General features: G+C 72.1%; 14 protein-coding genes. 8 read left to right on the top strand and 6 right to left on the bottom strand.

What is annotated here, in order from left to right; translation table 11 throughout:
- Positions 1-143: 143 nt before the first annotated feature.
- From ACGFW6_RS26435 to ACGFW6_RS26420, 4 genes are all read right to left on the bottom strand, one after another.
- The gene (locus ACGFW6_RS26435; protein WP_393514753.1) at positions 144-965 is read right to left on the bottom strand and encodes an enoyl-CoA hydratase/isomerase family protein; all 822 of its coding nucleotides are present in this window, start codon (positions 963-965) and stop codon (positions 144-146) included.
- A 115-nt stretch (positions 966-1080) separates the two neighbouring features.
- Positions 1081-3306, bottom strand: a complete 2226-nt coding sequence (locus tag ACGFW6_RS26430; RefSeq protein WP_393514655.1) for an acetate--CoA ligase family protein — start codon at positions 3304-3306, stop codon at positions 1081-1083.
- A 154-nt stretch (positions 3307-3460) separates the two neighbouring features.
- A complete protein-coding gene (locus tag ACGFW6_RS26425) occupies positions 3461-4945 on the bottom strand; it encodes a flavin monoamine oxidase family protein (protein ID WP_393514652.1) in 1485 nt (494 codons plus the stop codon).
- A 161-nt stretch (positions 4946-5106) separates the two neighbouring features.
- Positions 5107-6339: a flavin-containing monooxygenase gene (locus ACGFW6_RS26420; protein ID WP_393514649.1), complete on the bottom strand. Its 1233-nt coding sequence runs from the start codon at positions 6337-6339 to the stop codon at positions 5107-5109.
- Positions 6340-6537: 198 nt separating this feature from the next.
- Here ACGFW6_RS26420 and sigJ point away from each other — a divergent pair, with 198 nt between their 5' ends.
- Together sigJ and ACGFW6_RS26410 are read left to right on the top strand one after the other, a co-directional pair.
- Positions 6538-7485 (top strand): RNA polymerase sigma factor SigJ, encoded by a 948-nt coding sequence (gene sigJ / locus ACGFW6_RS26415; RefSeq protein WP_393514646.1) that lies wholly within the window; start codon positions 6538-6540, stop codon positions 7483-7485.
- 141 nt (positions 7486-7626) lie between these two features.
- Positions 7627-8823, top strand: coding sequence for an NAD(P)/FAD-dependent oxidoreductase (locus ACGFW6_RS26410; RefSeq protein WP_393514644.1), 1197 nt, complete (start codon positions 7627-7629; stop codon positions 8821-8823).
- A gap of 431 nt (positions 8824-9254) precedes the next feature.
- On the opposite strand, the gene ACGFW6_RS26405 is transcribed toward ACGFW6_RS26410, so the two are convergent.
- On the bottom strand, positions 9255-10313 hold the full coding sequence (locus tag ACGFW6_RS26405) for a PucR family transcriptional regulator (protein WP_393514641.1): 1059 nt from the start codon (positions 10311-10313) through the stop codon (positions 9255-9257).
- A gap of 316 nt (positions 10314-10629) precedes the next feature.
- Here ACGFW6_RS26405 and ACGFW6_RS26400 point away from each other — a divergent pair, with 316 nt between their 5' ends.
- Positions 10630-11367 carry a flavodoxin family protein gene (locus ACGFW6_RS26400; protein ID WP_393514638.1) on the top strand — a complete coding sequence of 246 codons (738 nt, stop codon included), beginning with the start codon at positions 10630-10632 and terminating at the stop codon, positions 11365-11367.
- A gap of 174 nt (positions 11368-11541) precedes the next feature.
- On the opposite strand, the gene ACGFW6_RS26395 is transcribed toward ACGFW6_RS26400, so the two are convergent.
- Positions 11542-13134 (bottom strand): subtype B tannase, encoded by a 1593-nt coding sequence (locus ACGFW6_RS26395; protein ID WP_393514750.1) that lies wholly within the window; start codon positions 13132-13134, stop codon positions 11542-11544.
- A 195-nt stretch (positions 13135-13329) separates the two neighbouring features.
- Here ACGFW6_RS26395 and ACGFW6_RS26390 point away from each other — a divergent pair, with 195 nt between their 5' ends.
- The 5 genes from ACGFW6_RS26390 to ACGFW6_RS26370 all read left to right on the top strand — a co-directional run bounded on the left by ACGFW6_RS26390 (position 13330) and on the right by ACGFW6_RS26370 (position 17657).
- Positions 13330-13776, top strand: coding sequence for a DoxX family protein (locus ACGFW6_RS26390; RefSeq protein ID WP_393514635.1), 447 nt, complete (start codon positions 13330-13332; stop codon positions 13774-13776).
- 34 nt (positions 13777-13810) lie between these two features.
- Positions 13811-14218: a Zn-ribbon domain-containing OB-fold protein gene (locus ACGFW6_RS26385; protein ID WP_393514632.1), complete on the top strand. Its 408-nt coding sequence runs from the start codon at positions 13811-13813 to the stop codon at positions 14216-14218.
- A gap of 35 nt (positions 14219-14253) precedes the next feature.
- Entirely contained in the window at positions 14254-14859 is a 606-nt protein-coding gene (locus ACGFW6_RS26380) for a GNAT family N-acetyltransferase (RefSeq protein ID WP_393514629.1), read from the top strand.
- Positions 14860-15036: 177 nt separating this feature from the next.
- Complete coding sequence (locus tag ACGFW6_RS26375) at positions 15037-15948, top strand: GNAT family N-acetyltransferase (RefSeq protein WP_393514626.1); 912 nt, start codon at positions 15037-15039, stop codon at positions 15946-15948.
- Positions 15949-16109: 161 nt separating this feature from the next.
- Positions 16110-17657, top strand: a complete 1548-nt coding sequence (locus tag ACGFW6_RS26370) for an alpha/beta hydrolase (RefSeq protein WP_393514623.1) — start codon at positions 16110-16112, stop codon at positions 17655-17657.
- Positions 17658-17704: the final 47 nt, after the last annotated feature.

The raw sequence follows: 17704 nt of genomic DNA, 5'->3' as shown, positions 1-17704 counted from the left end.
GTCAGGGACGCACGCACCAAGGGCTCACATGTCAGGGACGCGCAGTCGCCCGCCCCACCGGGCCGCCCGCCCCACCGGGCCGCCCGCCCCACCGGGCCGCCCGCCCCACCCGGCCGCCCGCACCACCGGGCCGCCCGTCGTGCTCAACGCCCCTTGAATGCGGCGCTCCTGCGCTCCGCGAAGCTCGTCACGCCCTCCTGGGCGTCCCGCGTCGTCATGTTGATCTCCTGTGCGGCCGCCTCCGCGGCGAAGGCGGTGGCGCGGTCGGACTCCAGGGAGGCGTTGACGAGCTGCTTGGTGAGGGCGAGCGCGCGGGTCGGTCCGGCGGCGAGGCGCTCGGCCCAGGCGCGGGCCGTCTTGTCCAACTCCGCGTCCGGGACGACCCGGTTGACCAGGCCCAGCCGTTCCGCGTCCGCGGCGGTGAGCGCGTCGCCGAAGAACATCAGCTCCTTGGCGCGGTGGGTGCCGACCAGGCGCGGGAGGAGGTAGGCGCCGCCGCCGTCCGGGACCAGGCCGCGTCGTACGAACACCTCGATGAAGCGTGCGGACTCCGCGGCCAGCACGAGGTCGCAGGCGAACGCGAGATGGGCGCCGATGCCGGCCGCGGTGCCGTTGACGGCGGCGATCACCGGCTTCTCGCAGTCCAGCACGGCCGCGATCAGCCGCTGGGCGCCGAGCCGGATCGTGCGGGCGACGTCGCCGGGGACACGTTCGGTGCCGGCCGGCGTCCCACGCAGGTCGGCACCGGCGCAGAAGCCGCGGCCCGTGCCGGTCAGCACCACCGCCCGCACGTCCGGGTCCGCGGAGGCGCCGGCGAGCAGCTCGATGATGCGGTCGCGCTGATCGGGGGTGAGGGCGTTCAGGGCCTCGGGCCGGTTGAGGGTGATGAGGCAGACCTGACTGTCAGTGGCGTGCTGTACCAATGAATCGACGGAATTTCCGGGCACACGGGGGGAATTGGACATGCTCATCTCACGGTCTGTAGTCAGGTTCGCGTGGGCGGCCGTCCCGGCGCGGGCGGTTGTCCGCGCCCGGGTGGCCGCCCCGGCTCCGGCGGTCGTCGCGTCGCGGTCGCGCAGGTCAGCGGCACACCACCAGCGCGTCCAGCGCCACCGCGCCCTGCCCCCTGGGCAGCACCATCAGCGGGTTGATGTCGAGCTCCGCGACCTCGTCCCCGAGCTCCAGCACCATGCGCTGCACCCGCAGGACGACTTCCACGAGCGCGTCGAGATCCGCCGGGGGCCGCCCCCTGACCCCGTCGAAGAGGGCCCGCCCGCGCAGCTCGGCACACATGTCCCTGGCCTGCTCCTCCCCGAAGGGCGGCACGCGTACGGCCGTGTCGTTCAGCACCTCCACGAGCACCCCGCCCAGCCCCACCGTCACGGTCGGCCCGAACAGCTCGTCGTGCGCGGCGCCCACGACCGTCTCGACGCCCCGCTCGACCATCTGGCAGACCAGGACGCCGTCGAGGGAGACGTCCTCGTAGCGGGCGATGTCCGTCAGCTCACGGTAGGCGTCGCGGACCTGGCTGGCGGAGGTCAGCCCGATCTTGACCAGCCCGAGCTCCGTCTTGTGGGCGATCCGCGCACCGGACGCCTTCATCACCACGGGGTAGCCGACCAGTCCCGCGGCCCGTACGGCGGCCGCCGCGCTCGTCACCAACTGCTCGCGCGGGACCCGGATCCCGTACGCCCGCAGCAGCTGCTTCGCCGCGTGCTCGCTGAGCTGCTGTCCCGGGCGCATCAGTGCCTGCGCCTTGCGGTAGGAGGGCGAGGGGAGGCGGGCGGCCTCGTCGAAGGGGGAGCGGTAGCCGCTGACGAAGCGGTGGTGGTCGAGGTGGGCGCGCACGGCGGTGATGCAGTTCGCCACCGTGCGGAAGGTGGCCACGCGCGAGGAGCCGAGCAGGACCTCCCGGTAGGCCGGCTCGGTGCCGACCGGCGAACCCCACACCACGCAGACCAGCTTGTCCGTGCGCTCGGCGGCGTCCACGAGGTCCCGCACGAGCCGGTCGCTCAGCGGCGGGAAGGGCCCGGTGATCGGGCAGATCAGCACCCCCACCGCGGGGTCGTCGAGGATCGCGTCGATGATCTTCCGGCCGCGCCAGTCGCCGACAGGATGCCCGCCGTTGTCGACCGGGTTGGCCACGCTCAGGTACTCGGGTATCCACTGGTGCAGCTCGGCCTGCTTGGCCTGCGAGAGCGCCGGCAGCCGCAGTCCCGCCTCGGTGGCCAGGTCGGCGAAGTGCGCGCCCGTGCCGCCGGAGATGGAGTAGACGACGACGCCGTCGGCGCGGGGCGGCCGCGCGCGGGCCAACAGGGCCGCGGTGTCCTGGAGTTCGTCGAGGCCGTCGACGCGGATCACGCCGTACTGCCGCATCGCCGCGTCCACCACCGCGTCCGCGCCGGTCAGCTTGCCGGTGTGCGAGGCGGCCGTGCGGGCGCCGGTCTCGGTGCGGCCCACCTTGACCGCGACCACCGGCACTCCGCGGCGGGCGGCGCGGTCGGCGGCGAGCAGGAAGGCGCGGCCGTCCTTGAGGCCCTCGACGTAAGCGGCGATGGCACCGACCTCGGGCCGTTCGGCGAAGTAGGAGATGAAGTCGGCGCACTCCAGGTCGGCCTCGTTGCCGGTGGGCGCCCAGTGCGACAGGCGGATGCCGAGCTCCTGGAGGGCGAAGACGGGGCGGCCCTGGTGGCCGGACTGGGTGATGAGGGCGATCGCCGGACCGTCGAGGTCGTCGCGGAACCGCTCGAAGGCGTTGAGGTTGGTGTTGGGGCCCAGCAGCCGCATCCCGGACCGCTGGACGGCGGCGGTGAGCCGGTCCTGCGCCGCGGCTCCCTCCGCGCCGGTCTCGGCGAACCCGGAGGCGAAGACGACGGCGAACTTCACCTTGGTCTCGGCCAGTTCCTCGATCACCGCAAGGGGATCGGCGACCAGCAGCACGGCGAGATCGACCTGCTCGGGCAGGTCGGCGACGGAAGGGGAGCAGGGGATGCCGAACACGGACGTACGGCTGGGGTGCACGGGGTGGAGCCGGGCGCCGACCCGTTCGGACCAGGCGATCAGCTGGCGCGTGACACCGGTGTTCGGTCGCCCCTCGCCGTCGGAGGCGCCGATCACGGCGACCGACTCCGGCCGGAAGAGACGGTCCAGATCGGGCACGTCGCAGTACAGGGGACGGCCGCTGACGTCGAGATCGTCGACCTCGGCGGGCCGGCCGTGGACGGCGGGCCCGGGTTGCTCGCCACAGGCGATGACCCGGGCCCGGCGGGAGTCGGTGGTGAGGGTGCCGTGGGTTGATCCAAGCATCGGTCCGCCCGCTCCTGTGTGACAGCGATTAACTGACGCAGTGTCAGATTAAAGGAACTGACACTCAGTCAGGAACGGCTGTGCACGCAAAGTTGAGCGGGACAGTACGTCACGTCCCTGCGGGACCGGAGGGAGGACACCGCCCGGCGGCGTCTCAGAGCGCCGCCAGCACCTCCTTCGCCACCCGCTCCCCCGACCGCACCGCCCCATCCATGAAGCCCATCCAGTACGTGGAGGTCTCCGTCCCGGCCCAGTGGATGCCGCCGACCGGTTCGCGCAGGGCGGGGCCGTACTGGGTCAGGACGCCGGGCGCCGCGATGGAGACGGGGCCGCCGCGGGTGTAGGTCTCGTTGTTCCAGCGTTGCAGGACGAAGGAGGTCGGGGAGGCCGCTTTCGCGCCGAAGTAGGTCGTGTAGTCCTTCAGTACGGCGGCCCGCACCTCGGCCTCGCTCGCCGCGTCCAGCTTGCGGGCCTCGTCGGCCTCGATGAAGCCCATCAGCGCGCCGAAGGAGGCGTCGGGTGGGGAGTTGTCGAAGGTGGAGCTGATCACGCCGGTGTCGCTGACGACCTGGCCGTTGAGTCCGTCGGCACGCCAGAAGGGGGTGTCGTAGAGGGCGATGGCCTTGCCCACCGAGGCCATCGGCAGCCGCTGGGTGAGCTGGTCGCGGGCGGCCGGCAGCAGAGGGTCGTAGGTGATGCGGGCCGCGATCGGCGGGGGTACGGCGACGACGACCCTCCTGGCGGTGACCGTGATGCCGTCGGCCGTGACGGCGTACCTGTCGCCCGACCTGGCGATCGTGCGCACCGGGGCGCCGAGCACCACCCGGTCGCCGAGCGTGGCGGCGAGCTTGATCGGCACGAGCTGGGAGCCCCCGACGAAGCGGAGTTCCTGGGCGCCGCCCGCGGTCTCGGTGAGACGTTCCAGGGTGCCGGGATGGGCGGCGTCACCGGCGGCGGCGATGTAGAAGAGCACGAACAGGAAGGAGAGTTCGCGGGGTTCGGCCGAGAAGATCGACGTGCAGGCCACGTCGAAGAGGAACTTGGCGGACGGGATGACGGCGTTGGCGCGCAGCCAGGTCTCGAAGGTCTGCCGGTCCCATTCCTCGGCCTTCGCGGCGGTCCAGGGCGCGTCGACCGGGATCCCCTTGGCCAGGTCGTCCAGTTTGGCCTGCACGATGGCGGCGTTGGCGAGCCCGGCCGCGTCGATGGGCGGGACGGAGCCGAGGAGGCCGTCGGTGGCGTACGGGGTCCTCCTGCCGTCCTTGTAGAGGAGGTTGTTCCCCGTGTTGTAGGTGGTGAAGGTCTGTACGCCGAGGGAGTCGGCGAGGGCCCTGATGCGGTCCTGGGTGGGGCCGATGAACTCGCCGCCGCCCTCGGTGACGCCGCCGCCCGGCAGGTCCAGGCCCAGCACCCGGCCGCCGACCCGGTCGCGTGCCTCCAGGACGACGACCGACTTGCCGGCGGCCACCAGGTCGCGGGCGGCGGTCAGTCCGGCCAGCCCGGCGCCGACGATCGCGACGTCGGCCTCGCGGGTGGTGGTGGCCGCCGAGGCGGGGCCGGCGGCGGTGAGCGCCGCGGCGCCGGCGGTGGCGGCGGCGCCGAGAAGGGAGCGGCGGGAGAGTTGTCTTTCGCGTGCCACGTGCGTCCTCCGTCGTAGCGAGAGGGAGTGGAGCCGGAAAGTGAAGCCGAAAAGCTGAACAGTGCTCACATTCTGGCTCCGCACGAGGGCGCGGTACAGAGATCTCCCGCAACTTCTGACTCGCAAGTAACAGGAGATCCGCGTAGGAGAGTTGAAGGCGGCTACGTCACCGGCAGCCGGGAGGGCCGCCGGCGGTCGTCGCGGTCGCCGGCGATGGCCTTGGCGATCTTCTGTGCGTCGATCGCCATCTCGCGGAGGTTGCCGCTGATGGGGTTGGTGAAGCCGGTGAAGTACAGGCCGGGGGCGTCAGCGGCGGTGCGGCGACCCTGGACGGCCGGTCTGCCCCGCTCGTCGAGGACGCCGAGATGACCGACGAGGTCCTCCAGCGCCCGGACGTATCCGGTGGCCGCGACGACGACGTCCGGCGAGAGGCGGGTGCCGTCGGCCAGGACGACCTTGCCGTCCTCGAAGCTGTCGACGGCGGCCACGATCTCGATTCGCCCCTTGCGCACGGCGTCGATGAGACCGACGTCGAGAACCGGGATCGCCCCTTCCCTGACCCGGCTGTAGAGCCCGCTGTCGGGGCGCGGCAGTCCCTGCTCCGACAGGTCCGGCACGCTCAGCCTCGCCATCGGCCGGGCCAGCCGGTCGACCAGGCGGACCGGCAGCCGCCGTACCAGGATGCTGGTGAACTGGGCGGCCCAGCCGGCCGTGGAGCGGCGCACGATGTGCGGCACGGTCCGCACGGCCAGCCGCACCCGGGAGGCGCCGCCCTCCACCAGGTCGACGGCTATCTCGGCGCCGGTGTTGCCGACGCCGACGACGAGGACGTCACGGCCGGCGAACGGCGCCGGGTTGCGGTACTCGGCGGCGTGCAGGAACTCGCCGGTGTAGGTGTCGCGTCCGGGCCAGCGCGGAATGCGCGGGGTGTGGTTGTGCCCGGTGGCCACGACGACGGCGGCGCCGGTCAGTTCACGTCCGCCGGTGGCCCGCAGCAGCCAGCCGGAGCCGTCGGGCGCGGGCTCGACGCGGGAGACCTCGACGCCGGTGACGATCTCCAGGTCGTGGTGCTCGGCGTACTTCTCCAGGTACCGCACGACGTCGTCGCGAGCCACCCACCGGCCGAACCGGCGCGGCATCGGCAGCCCGGGCAGGGCCGACAGACGCCGGGTGGTGTGCAGGTGGAGGCGGTCGTAGTACCGCCGCCAGGAGGCCCCGACCCGGTCCGACTTCTCCAGCACCACGGCACGCAGCCCCCGGGCGCGCAGGGCGTGAGCCACGGAGAGTCCGCCGGGACCGCCGCCTATGACGTAGACGGGGCGGTCGGTGGCGGGGTGGTCCGTGGCAGGGCTCTCCGCTGTGGTGCGGTCCGGGTGTTGGGGGGTGTCGGTCATGTTCCGGAGCGTAATCACATGGCCCGTTGATGGGTCTCGGTCAAGCCCGGAATTGGTTGCGGATCGATCACGGCTGTGGGAGACGCGGGTGCGATGTGTGACGTAGATCTCCTGGTTGTGGGGGTGGGGTGGACTTGGTGCGAGTCGGGACATGCCGCCCCGCCGCCGCGGCCCGCCGGGGAGTTAGGATCCGGCCCCATGGCCCTGACCATGAACGACGTGGACCGGTTCGAGGCGTCCAGGCCCCGCCTGGAGGCCATCGCCTATCGCCTCCTCGGCTCGGCGAGCGAGGCGGAGGACGCCGTGCAGGAGACGTTCCTGCGCTGGCAGTCCGCCGATGTCGGGCGGATCGAGGTTCCCGAGGCGTGGCTGACGAAGGTGCTCACCAACCTGTGCCTCAACCAGCTCACTTCGGCCCGCGCGCGGCGCGAGACCTACGTCGGCCAATGGCTGCCCGAACCGCTGCTCGCCGGTGACCCGATGCTCGGCCCGGCCGACACCGCCGAACAGCGCGAGTCGGTCTCGTACGCCGTACTCGTCCTGCTGGAGCGGCTGTCCCCCGACGAGCGGGCGGTGTACGTGCTGCGCGAGGCCTTCGCGTACCCGCACCGCGAGATCGCCGAGATCCTCGACATCACCGAGGCCGCCAGCCAGCAGATCCTCCATCGCGCCAAGAGGCATGTCGCGGAGGGCAGGGCCCGCACCGAGGTCGACGAGGCCGCCGCCCGGCGGATCGTGGACGAGTTCCTCGCGGCCGCGACCAGTGGACGGACCGAACCGCTCGTGGCGCTGCTCACCCAGGACGCCGTCGCGATCGGCGACGGCGGCGGGAAGATCCCGGCCCGGGCGAAGGCGTTCGAGGGTGCTCTCGCGGTCGCGAAGTTCATGCGCGGTCTGTTCAAGCCGAGCGAGGCCAAGCGCGCGCTGACCGGCGGCTCGCCCCAGATCTACGCCTCGTTCGCCAACGGCGACCCCGCCCTCGTGGCGGTGCTCGACGGCCGGGTCATCGGTGTCATGTGCCTGGAGATCACGCCTGAGGGCATCGCCGGGTTCCGTAACCAGGTCAACCCCGACAAGCTCCAGCGGGCGACGCGGGTGTGGGAGGCGGAGGACCACGGGGAGCCGTTGCTGCTCAGCGCGTTCTGAGCGAGGGGCGAGGGGGCGGTGAGGTGAGCCGTCGGGTGATGTGAGCTGCTTCACATCCCAGACCTGTCAGGAATCGGTGGGCCGCTCGGTTCAAGGGGCGAATCGCGAACCCGCGCATCCGCTGAAGGCAGGAGTACGGACATGCAGCACCGCATCGTCGTCATCGGGGCCGGCTACACCGGAGCCACCGCCGCCGGCCGCCTCGCCAGGCGACTGCACCACGAAGACGTCGCCATCACCCTCGTCAACGCCGAGCCCGACTTCGTCGAGCGCGTCCGGTTGCACCAGCTCGCGGTCGGTCAGCCCCTCCGGCCCCGGCCCTTCAGCGAGATGTTCGCGGGGACCGGCGTCGCCCTGAAGCTCGGCAAGGTCACCGGCGTGGACGTCGACCGCAGGACGGTCACCGTGGCCGCCGCGGACGAAGAGGAGGAGCTGGAGTACGACACCCTCGTGTACGCCCTCGGCAGCGGCTGGAACGACCACGGCGTCCCCGGCACGGCCGAGCACGCCCACGAGATCGCCGGCCGCCCCGGAGCACTGCGCCTGCGTGAACGCCTGGCCGCCCTGGGTGCCGGGCAGCCGGTGGTCGTGGTCGGCGGCGGTCTCACGGGCGTCGAGGCCGCGACCGAGATCGCCGAGGCCCGCCCGGACCTGGACGTCGCCCTCGCCGTGCGCGGCGGTCTCGGCGACTGGCTCTCGCCGAAGGGACGCCGGCACCTGCGGAAGGTCGTCGACGGCCTCGGCATCACCGTCCACGAGGACACGGCCGTCACCGCCGTCGAGGCCGACCGTGTCATGACCGCCGACGGCACGTCGGTACCGGCCGCGGTGACCCTGTGGACCGCGGGCTTCGCCGTCCACCCCATCGCGCGGGCCACCACCCTGGAGGTCACCGGCACCGGCCAGATCGTCGTCGACCGGAGCATGCGCTCGGTCTCCCACCCCGAGGTCTACGCCATCGGCGACGCGGCCATGGTGAGGGGCCCCGGCGGCAAGCCGCTCAGGATGTCGTGCGCCTCGGGCGTCCCGACCGCGTGGCAGGCCGCCGACGCCATCGCGGCCCGCCTGACCGGCGGGAAGGTCCCGACCACGGCGTTGCGCTACTTCAACCAGTGCGTCTCGCTGGGCCGCAAGGAAGGGCTCATCCAGTACGTCACCGCCGACGACCGCGCGGTCAGCGCCGCGCTGACGGGACGACTCGCCGCCAAGTACAAGGAACTCGTCTGCAAGGGCGCGGCCTGGGGCGTGGCCAACCCGCTGCTGGGCATCCCGGCCCGGAAGCGACGGGTCGTGGCGGAGGCGGTCCGGGAGGGTGCGGGGGCCGAGGCGGCGGCGTGACCGCCACCCGCCGCCCTCACTCCGGAGCCGGCTCTCGCCTCGGAGCCGGCTCTCGCCGAGGTACCGGCTCTCGACCACGCGAAGGCTCTCGCCGCCGTGCCGGCCCCGGTCGCGGCGCCGGCCCCTCTCGCCGTCTCCGCCGTCTCCGCGGCCTCCGTACCGCGATGCGGCATCAAAGGCGCGTAAAGATTGCCGGAACACGGCAGTGAATCGGTGTCCTCGCGTGTGTGAGGATCCGTCAAGTCGGAGGTCAGCGACGGGTGAGAGGGGGACGGCACGCAGGGTCCGGCTTCCCGGACCCGGCATCACGGGGGTGTGCCGCTCACGCCGTCGCCGATCTCCGACAGCGTGCGGGAGGCTGTGCTCGACCGTGCGCCGGTGGTCCCGGGGACTCGCTCACCGGACGTCCGGCGGGCGGGGCCGCTGCCTGTTCAGATGTCCTGCGCGGGCCAGTCCAGCAGCCGTGCCCCGATGACCGCGGTCTGCAGCGTGTACCGGTGCATCGGATCGGCCGGGTTGGCACCGGTGAGCTGGTGGATGCGCTCCAGCCGATAGGTCAGGGCGCGCACGCTCAGGGACAGGCGGCGGGCCGCCTCGGCCGCGGTGCAGCCCGCCTCGAAGTACACCTGCAGCGTCCGCAGCAGCGGTTCGGCCCCGCCGCGGGCACTCCTCAGCGGCCCGAGCGCGCTGAGCACGAGATCGGCCATGGCCTGCCGGTCCCGGGCCAGGACCGGGTAGACCAGCAGGTCGGCGGCGCGCACCACGGGCTCGTCCAGGTCCAGGCGGTCCGCGAGTTCGAGGGTGCTGAGCGCCTCCTCGTAGGAGTGCACCACACCACCGGCGCCGGACCGGGGGCGGCCGACGGCGACGCGGCTGCCGTCCGTGGCCGCGTGGGCCTGCTGGGCGAAGTGGCTGAGCACGTCGTCCTGGTCGCCCGGCGCGATGCAGACGAGCTGTCCGTTCTTGGTGGTGAGGAGTATGCGCCGGTCGCCGAAACGGGCTATCAGGGCTGCTTCCACCTGCCGAGTCACCGGCGCGGTGTCCTCGTACGCCTCGGGCCCTTCGGCCACGGCGACGGCGTGGGCGCGGGACAGCACGAGGCCGAAGCGTTCGGCGCGTTCGGCCAGACGTCCCAGGTCGCTGCGGCCGTAGAGTAGGTCGTCGATGAACTCCCGCCGGGCGGCCTCCTCTTCGCGTACGGCCAGGCGCTGGGCCCGTTCGTATCCCTCCGCGAAGGCGTCCACGGCCTGCACCACCGCGGCCAGGACGCCGTCGGCCGCACCCGGGGTGTCGGGCCAGGCGTCCCGTGTGGCCGTGAGGTGTTCTCGTACCAGGCTGCGCAGCGTGTGCCCGTCCTCCGCCGCGCGCTCGCCGAGCGTGCGGCGAGCGGCCAGCTCGTCCCGGCTCAGGCGACGCCCGGTGGCGGCGACGGCGGCGAGGATGTCCGCGTACCCGTCCAGATGGCGTGTCGCCGTGACCGGCTCGCTCACCCCGCCCCTCCCGTATTCCGTGTGCCGTTGACGCTTTCCTTACGGCACCGGCATGCAGACCCTAATGAAATCTGCCGGGACGCGGCAATGCGCAGGTCTGCTCCGGCGGCCATCATCAGGTGAGGGGAGCACCACGGATGGTTCCGGTGCCGGACGTCGGCAGGCGGCCGGCACCGGAACCCTTGTGCCTCCCGCGCGATGTGCACGACACGTCATCACCCCCCGGGACGCGGAACGCGCGTCGAAGGCGGACAAAACGGCGCCTGCGCGAGACGCTGCGGTACGTGCCGCCGCACCGCCTCCCAGGGAGACCGCCATGTCCACGCCGCCTTACCTCTCCACCAAGGACTCCTACCGCTTCGACGACCTCACCGCCCTGTTCATCAACTGCACGCTCAAGCCGTCCCCGCAGCTCAGCCACACCCAGGGCCTGATCGACAAGAGCGCGGCGATCATGATGGAGCGCGGGGTCACCACGTCCGAGGTCCGGGCCGTCGACCACGACATCGCCCCCGGCGTGTACCCGGACATGACCGAGCACGGGTTCGCGGTCGACGAGTGGCCCGCGGTGTACGAGCGGGTGATGGCCGCCGACATCCTGGTGCTGGCCGGACCGATCTGGCTCGGCGACAACGGCTCCGTCACCAAGAGGGTCGTCGAGCGGCTCTACGCCTGCTCCTCACTGCTCAACTCCCAGGGCCAGTACGCCTATTACGGGCGGATCGGCGGGTGTCTGATCACGGGGAACGAGGACGGCGTGAAGCACTGCGCGATGAACGTGCTCTACAGCCTCCAGCACCTCGGCTACACGATCCCGCCCCAGGCCGACGCCGGCTGGATCGGCGCGGCCGGCCCCGGACCGTCGTACCTCGACGCGGACTCCGGCGGCCCGGAGAACGACTTCACCAACCGCAACACCGCCTTCATGACCTGGAACCTGATGCATCTGGCGGCGCTGCTCAAGCGCGCGGGCGGCATCCCCGCCCATGGCAACCAGCGCTCCGAGTGGGACGCCGGATGCCACGCCGACGCGCCCAACCCCGACTACCGCTGACACCGTCGCGCCGCTGGGCGGTGCCGTGCGCACGGCGGCGTGGTCCGCTCCGGGTGCCCGGGACACAGCACGACGCCGAGCCCCCGCGTACGGCGGGCGCTCGGCGTCGTGGGTGCGGTGGCCGGGTCATGACGGGAAACCGGTACCGCGTTCAGGGGCCGTCGGCGTGACGGGCTACTTGTTCCTCGGCCTGTGGTCGGTGATCCTCGCGATCCACGCGATGAAGTCGCCCGGGTCCGAGTTGGCGCCGTGGCCCTCGTCCCAGTAGTAGAGGTGGTCGACCTCGTCGCCGAGGGTGTGCGCGGCCGCGGCGAGGTTGGCGGCGACCGTGTGGGACGTGTCGGAGTCCTTCGTGCCGAGGCGGATCCACCAGTGCTTGGTGCGGTGGGGATTGGGCTGCTCGGTGAGGAAGGACATCGGGTTCATCAGGCGCAGCGTCCCCGGGAGGTCGCTGTCGAGGCGGGCGCTGCCGCCGCTTTCGTGGCGGAGGCTGTAGAGGGTGAAGTGGCGGGCCTTGGTGGTGCCCTTGCCGAAGAGGTTGTTCTCGCCCGCCGACAGGTCGAACGCGTCGAAGGCCGGCGCCGACTTCTTGCGGGCGCCGACGTGGGTCAGGAAGTCCGCCCACGAGAAGGACGCCCTGCCGCCGGACCAGGTGATGAAGGTGTTCGCGGCGAGGTACGTCTTCCGGTCCGCCTCGGACAGGGCCGCCAGGTAGCGGGTCGCCGACGGCTCCATGTACTGCTTGACCAGGTACGCGTCGTAGTTGCGGGCCGTGAGGGTGCCGAAGCCGCCCAGGCCCTTCAGCTTCAGTGACGCCTGGTACTCGGCGAACTGCGACCGCAGTTCCTTCGACACCGTCCGGTCCACGGTGGAGCCGGAACTCGTCGGGTTCGCGCCCCAGTTCCACTCGTACGCGCCGTCCGCGTGCTCCAGGTCGGTGATCGGACACCACGCGCCCGTCGCGAAGATCGCGTCGCTCGCGTCCGCCGCGCCGATCGCGGCCAGCGGCTCGTCGTAGAGCGGGCTGTCGCCGGACGCGCCGAGCAGGGAGGACAGCGCGCCGCCCGCGCTCGTGCCGGAGGAGACGATGCGGTCGACGTCGCCGGGTATCCGGCCCCTGTTGGACCGCACGTAGCGGACCGCCGCCTTGAGGTCGACGATCGCCGCCGGGGCGACGCCGTAGTACGTGCCGCCGCTGTCGACGAGCGTGCGGCCGCGTGCGCCGGGTTCGACGACCACGTACCCCGCGGCCAGCGCCAGCTTCGGCAGGCTGACCATGCCGCCCTGGGCGTTCACCATGCCGTTGCCGCCGGACGCCACCTCGCCCGAGGGTGAGGCGCTCGCGGAGGCCGACGCGCTCGGAGTGCCGCCGCCCGGCATCCCCGTCATTCCGCCGCCGCCCACACCCGTCGCGTCCGCAACCGACGACGGCATGTACCCGCCCACCGAGTTGGCGAACAGGATCGGCGCGTCGGTCGCGTCCACCGCCGTGCCGTCGATCTTGACCGGGACGCTGACGTTCAGACACTGGTACGTCTCGTCGACCGGCTTGGTGACGTACGTGATCGCCTTGTAGAAGTGGTACTCCACCTCGTGCTCGGCGCCGTCGGCGTCGGTGATCGTGCTGGTCAGGGTGGTGTAGGCGGCCTTGTCGAAGGCGAGCGCGTCCGACGACGAGGCTCCCGCGGTGCCCGCGCCGCTCGCCGCGCGGGCGGTCAGCGCGATGCCCCCGGCGGCCGCGACCCCCGCGGTCGCCCCGATCCCCATGACCACGCTCCTGCGCTTGACTGCCCTGTGCTTCACGGCGGACTCTCCTCGGCTGCGGTGGCGTCCCTGGCTTCCTCGGTCCTTGCGTCAGCGAACGTAATCCGGTGCCGACGAAATTGCCAACAATTCTGGCGGACTCATCGCGGACGCACAGGCGATTGTCAGGTCCCCTTTATCTGACGTACCGTCAGATCCATGGACGCGATCTGGCTCACAGGTGCGGAATGGCTGGCCGTGCTCCGCATAGGCCTCGGGCTGTGGTGGCTGGAGAGCTGGCGGCACAAGGACAGGAAGAGCTGGTCCGAGGGGGCGGGGATCTCCTGGGCGGCCGGCGTGGCGGACAAGCACCGCTGGAGCGCCGTACGCTCCGGTTTCGACGTCGTCGTCAAACCCCGGCCGCGGACCATGGCGTACGTCGTGCTCTACGCGGAACTCGCCCTCGGACTCGGCCTCGTCCTGGGGTTCCTGACCCCGATCGCCCTCGTCGGCGGGCTGCTGCTCAACCTTCTCTACTTCGTCCTGATGATCCACGACTGGGCCGAGCAGGGGCAGAACTCGATGATGGCGCTGATCTCGGTCGTCGCACTGTTCGCGATGTCCTGGCAGTCGTGGTCGGTGGACAACGCGCTCGGGCTGTTCTGAGGCGGCCGGGGTCCGGACGACGGAGGTTGCTTCGATGAGCGAGGTGCGCCACGACCTGCCGGAGGCCGACGCCTTCACCCGTGCGTACTGGGAGGCGGCCGCGGAGGGGCGGCTGCTGGTCCGCCGCTGCCACGGCTGCGGACGCGCCCACCACTATCCCCGCGAGTTCTGCCCCCACTGCTGGAGCGAGGACGTCACCTGGGAGACCGCCGACGGCCGAGCCACCCTCTACACCTGGTCCGTCGTGCACCGCAACGACCTGCCGCCCTTCGACCGGCGGACGCCGTACGTCGCCGCCGTCGTCGACCTCGCCGAGGGGCCCCGCATGATGACCGAGGTCGTCGAGTGCGCGGACCCCGCGCTGCTGCGGGCCGGGACGGAGCTGGAGGTCGTCTTCCGGGACGGGGTGCCGGTGTTCAGGACCGCAGCGGAGCCGCGTTGATGCCGCGTTGATCACCGGGTGGTTTCAATGGGTCCATGACCATCGCCGGCGCACCGCACCACCCCGACCCCCACCCGCTCCCCGAACTCCACGGGCACGGCCTGCTGCTGCGTCCCTGGGACGCGGACTCCGAGGCCGACCTGGAGACCTGGTTCCGGGGGCGCACCGACCCGGAGTTCCGGCGCTGGAACACCCCGCTGCGCATCACCACCGACCGCGACAGCGCCCTCGACTCCCTGCGCACCGCGGCCGAGAACACCAAGGACGGCACCTCGGCGGCGTACTGCGTCACCGACGCCACGACCGGCGCCCCCCTCGGGCACGTCGGCGTCAACGTCATCAACCGGGTCATGAGCTCCGCCCGCGTCGGCTACTGGGTGCTCCCCGAGGCCCGCGGCCGCCGCGTCGCCACCCACGCCCTCGTGCTCGCCACCCGCTGGGCCCTCACCGAACTCGACCTGCACCGCCTCGAACTCGACCATGCCGTCGGCCACGACGCCTCCTGCCGCATCGCCGAGCGCTGCGGCTTCCGCGCCGAGGGGACCCTGCGGGGCGCGATGTGGGAGGCGGGGCGGCACGACGCCTACCGGGACGCGCACCTGCACGCCCGGCTGGCCACGGACCCCGACGTCGAGCCGTAGACCCGTATGGGGACGCGCACCTGCACGCCCAGCCGGCCACGGACCCCGACGTCGAGCCGTAGACCCGTACGACGCTGAACCCGCACAACCACCGCCCGGGCGCGGCCGCTTGTGTCGGGTTCGTGTCCAGGGCGGAAATCGGTGCACGACGTCCGTGCGCCTGCGGGATCATGAGGCATGCGCCCGGACGACTGGTACAGCACCCAGGACCTCACCGGCTTCCTCGCCCACGCCGGCGGCTTCCTGCGTTCACGCCCCGATCTGCACACCGTCGCCCTGACGGTCACCGAGACACTGCGCACGAACGGACTGCGCTCGTACGGCGACGAGGCGCCCGTGTTCGGCGCGCTGGAACTGGACGGGCAGGTACGGGCCGCCTACTTCCGCACCCCGCCCTACCACCTGAACGTCACCCCCCTCACCCCCGAGGAGGCCGACTCACTCGCCGCCCACCTCGCCGCCCTCGGCCAGGCCGTCCCCGGTGTCATCGCGGCACGCGAGACGGCCGAGGCATTCAGCGCCGCCTGGCGCCGGCACGCGGGAGCGCGGGGCACGGTCAGGCAGCGGCAACGTCTGTACCGGCTCGGCAACCTCACCGTTCCGCAGCCCGTTCCGGCGGGCCGGGCACGGGTCGCGGGCACGACGGACCGGGAGCAGCTCTCGCGCTGGCACGGCGAGTTCGTCGAGGCCGCCGGTCATGTCGCCGCGCGGGGCGACGGGGCGTGGGCCGACTCGCGGATCTCCTACGGCGGCGTCACCTTCTGGGAGAGCGAGGACGGCACCCCGCTCGCCATGGCCGGCGTGTCGCCCGCGGTCGCCGGACAGGTCCGGGTCGGACCCGTCTACACGCCCGCCCCGCTGCGCGGCCGCGGCTACGGGGGCGCGGTCACCGCCTCGGTCACCCGGGCCGTGCTCGCCTCCGGGGTGCGCGAGGTGCTGCTCTTCACGGACCTCGACAACCGGACGAGCAACGGCCTCTACCAGCGCATCGGATACCGGGCGGTGGCCGACTTCGTCACGTACGACTTCCGTGACGGACGGGGCTCGCGGCCCGGCGAGGGACCTGCGAGCGGCGCCCTCCCGAGCTAGACGGTGCGGAGCCGTCCGCGGTTGTGCGACTCGGGGACCATCCGGCGGGCCGGCCGTCCATCCGTGGAGGGATCAGATCCGCCCCCGTGATGGATTCGCCCAACTCCGCCGCACGAAAGGGTTGATGCGTCCCATACGCAACAACCCCGAGGACCCCCCACGTGCGCAGCAGTCGAATAGCCACCGTCCTGGCGGCCAGTGTGGTCGCCACTCTCGTCCCCGCGCTCGCACCGGCCACCGCGTCCGCCGCGGCGAACCCGCTGGACCGGTACACCCGGCAGACGCCGGCCTGGCACCGCTGCGACAGAGCCATGCCGGCCGCCTTCCAGTGCGCCACCATCAAGGTGCCGCTCGACTACAGCCGTCCCGACGGCAAGAAGCTCGACCTCGCGATATCGCGGCTGAGGACCAGCACCGGCGCCGAGCGCCGCGGTGTGCTGCTGCTCAACCCCGGCGGACCCGGCGGCCCGGGCCTGGACATGCCGCAGATGATGGCGGGCGAGCTGCCCAAGAGCGTGAAGGCCAGGTACGACCTCGTCGGCTTCGACCCGCGCGGCATCGGCAGGAGCTCGGGCGTCGGCTGCGGCATGACGGACGCCGAGCAGAACTGGGAACGCCCCTACAAGGAGACGACGTTCGCCAAGGACGTGAAGTGGGCGCGCACCGTCGCCGAGAAGTGCGACGCCAGGCAGGGCGACAAGCTGCGCCACATCACCACCCGCAACACCGCCCGGGACATGGACGTCATCCGTGCCGTGCTCGGCGAGAAGAAGATCTCCTACCTGGGCTACTCCTACGGCACCTACCTCGGCGCGGTCTACACGCAGCTGTTCCCCCAGCGCTCCGACCGCATCGTCCTGGACAGTGCCGTCGACCCGGCCAGGACCTGGCGCGGCATGATCCAGATCTGGGCCGAGGGCACCGAGCCCGCCTTCACCCGGTGGACCGAGTGGACCGCCCGGCGCCACACCACCTACCAGCTCGGCAAGACCCCCGAAGCGGTCCGCAAGACCTTCTACGACCTCGTGGCCCGGGCCGACCGCAAGCCGATCGAGCTCGACGGCATGGAACTGGACGGCGACGGCGTCCGCTCCTTCGGCCGTGCCACGTTCTTCAGCGTGCGCGACGCCGCCGAGTGGGTCGTCCAGCTCAAGAACGCCGCCGCGGGCCGGCCCGCCTCCGGTGACCGGGAGCAGCGGACGCCCTCGCCGGTGCCGCCGTCGTTCGCCCGGGAGGTGCCCGCGGACAACGGCACCGCCGGCTTCTGGTCCGTCGTCTGCGCCGACACCCGCAACTGGCCGCGCGATCCCGAGCAGTACCGCAGCGACGCGATCCGGGACAAGGCCAGGTGGCCGCTGTACGGCGACTTCGTCTCCAACATCATGCCGTGCGCGTTCTGGAAGAAGACCGGCAGCGAGCCCGCCACCAAGGTCGACAACAAGGTCGGCGCGCTGATCCTGCAGAACGAGTGGGACTCCCAGACCCCGCTGGCCAGCGGGCAGGGCCTGCGCCGGGTGATGAAGGGCTCGAAGATGGTCACCGTCCTCGGCGGCGTCGGACACGGCATCTACGGCTCCAAGTCCTGCGCGGACAAGACGGCCACGGCCTATCTGACGACCGGGAAGCTCCCGGTGAAGGACGTGACGTGCAAGGCCGCACCGGCGGCCCGGGAGCGGGCGAACTCGCTGCCGCTGCCGACGCTGCGGTAGGCCGTCCGGTGTCTGCGGGCTCGTTGTGGCCGGTCGCGCGGTTCCCC

Source organism: Streptomyces sp. Y7 (genome assembly GCF_043195415.1).
Lineage (GTDB): Bacteria > Actinomycetota > Actinomycetes > Streptomycetales > Streptomycetaceae > Streptomyces.
This window is presented reverse-complemented; position numbering and strand designations above follow the sequence as displayed.

Excerpts from the sequence above, each read along its gene's own strand:
- ACGFW6_RS26435 (WP_393514753.1), bottom strand. The coding sequence starts at position 965 with ATGTCCAATTCCCCCCGTGTGCCCGGAAATTCCGTCGATTCATTGGTA.
- ACGFW6_RS26430 (WP_393514655.1), bottom strand. The coding sequence starts at position 3,306 with ATGCTTGGATCAACCCACGGCACCCTCACCACCGACTCCCGCCGGGCC.
- ACGFW6_RS26420 (WP_393514649.1), bottom strand. The coding sequence starts at position 6,339 with ATGACCGACACCCCCCAACACCCGGACCGCACCACAGCGGAGAGCCCT.
- sigJ (WP_393514646.1), top strand. The coding sequence starts at position 6,538 with ATGGCCCTGACCATGAACGACGTGGACCGGTTCGAGGCGTCCAGGCCC.
- ACGFW6_RS26410 (WP_393514644.1), top strand. The coding sequence starts at position 7,627 with ATGCAGCACCGCATCGTCGTCATCGGGGCCGGCTACACCGGAGCCACC.
- ACGFW6_RS26400 (WP_393514638.1), top strand. The coding sequence starts at position 10,630 with ATGTCCACGCCGCCTTACCTCTCCACCAAGGACTCCTACCGCTTCGAC.
- ACGFW6_RS26395 (WP_393514750.1), bottom strand. The coding sequence starts at position 13,134 with ATGGGGATCGGGGCGACCGCGGGGGTCGCGGCCGCCGGGGGCATCGCG.
- ACGFW6_RS26390 (WP_393514635.1), top strand. The coding sequence starts at position 13,330 with ATGGACGCGATCTGGCTCACAGGTGCGGAATGGCTGGCCGTGCTCCGC.
- ACGFW6_RS26385 (WP_393514632.1), top strand. The coding sequence starts at position 13,811 with ATGAGCGAGGTGCGCCACGACCTGCCGGAGGCCGACGCCTTCACCCGT.
- ACGFW6_RS26380 (WP_393514629.1), top strand. The coding sequence starts at position 14,254 with ATGACCATCGCCGGCGCACCGCACCACCCCGACCCCCACCCGCTCCCC.
- ACGFW6_RS26375 (WP_393514626.1), top strand. The coding sequence starts at position 15,037 with ATGCGCCCGGACGACTGGTACAGCACCCAGGACCTCACCGGCTTCCTC.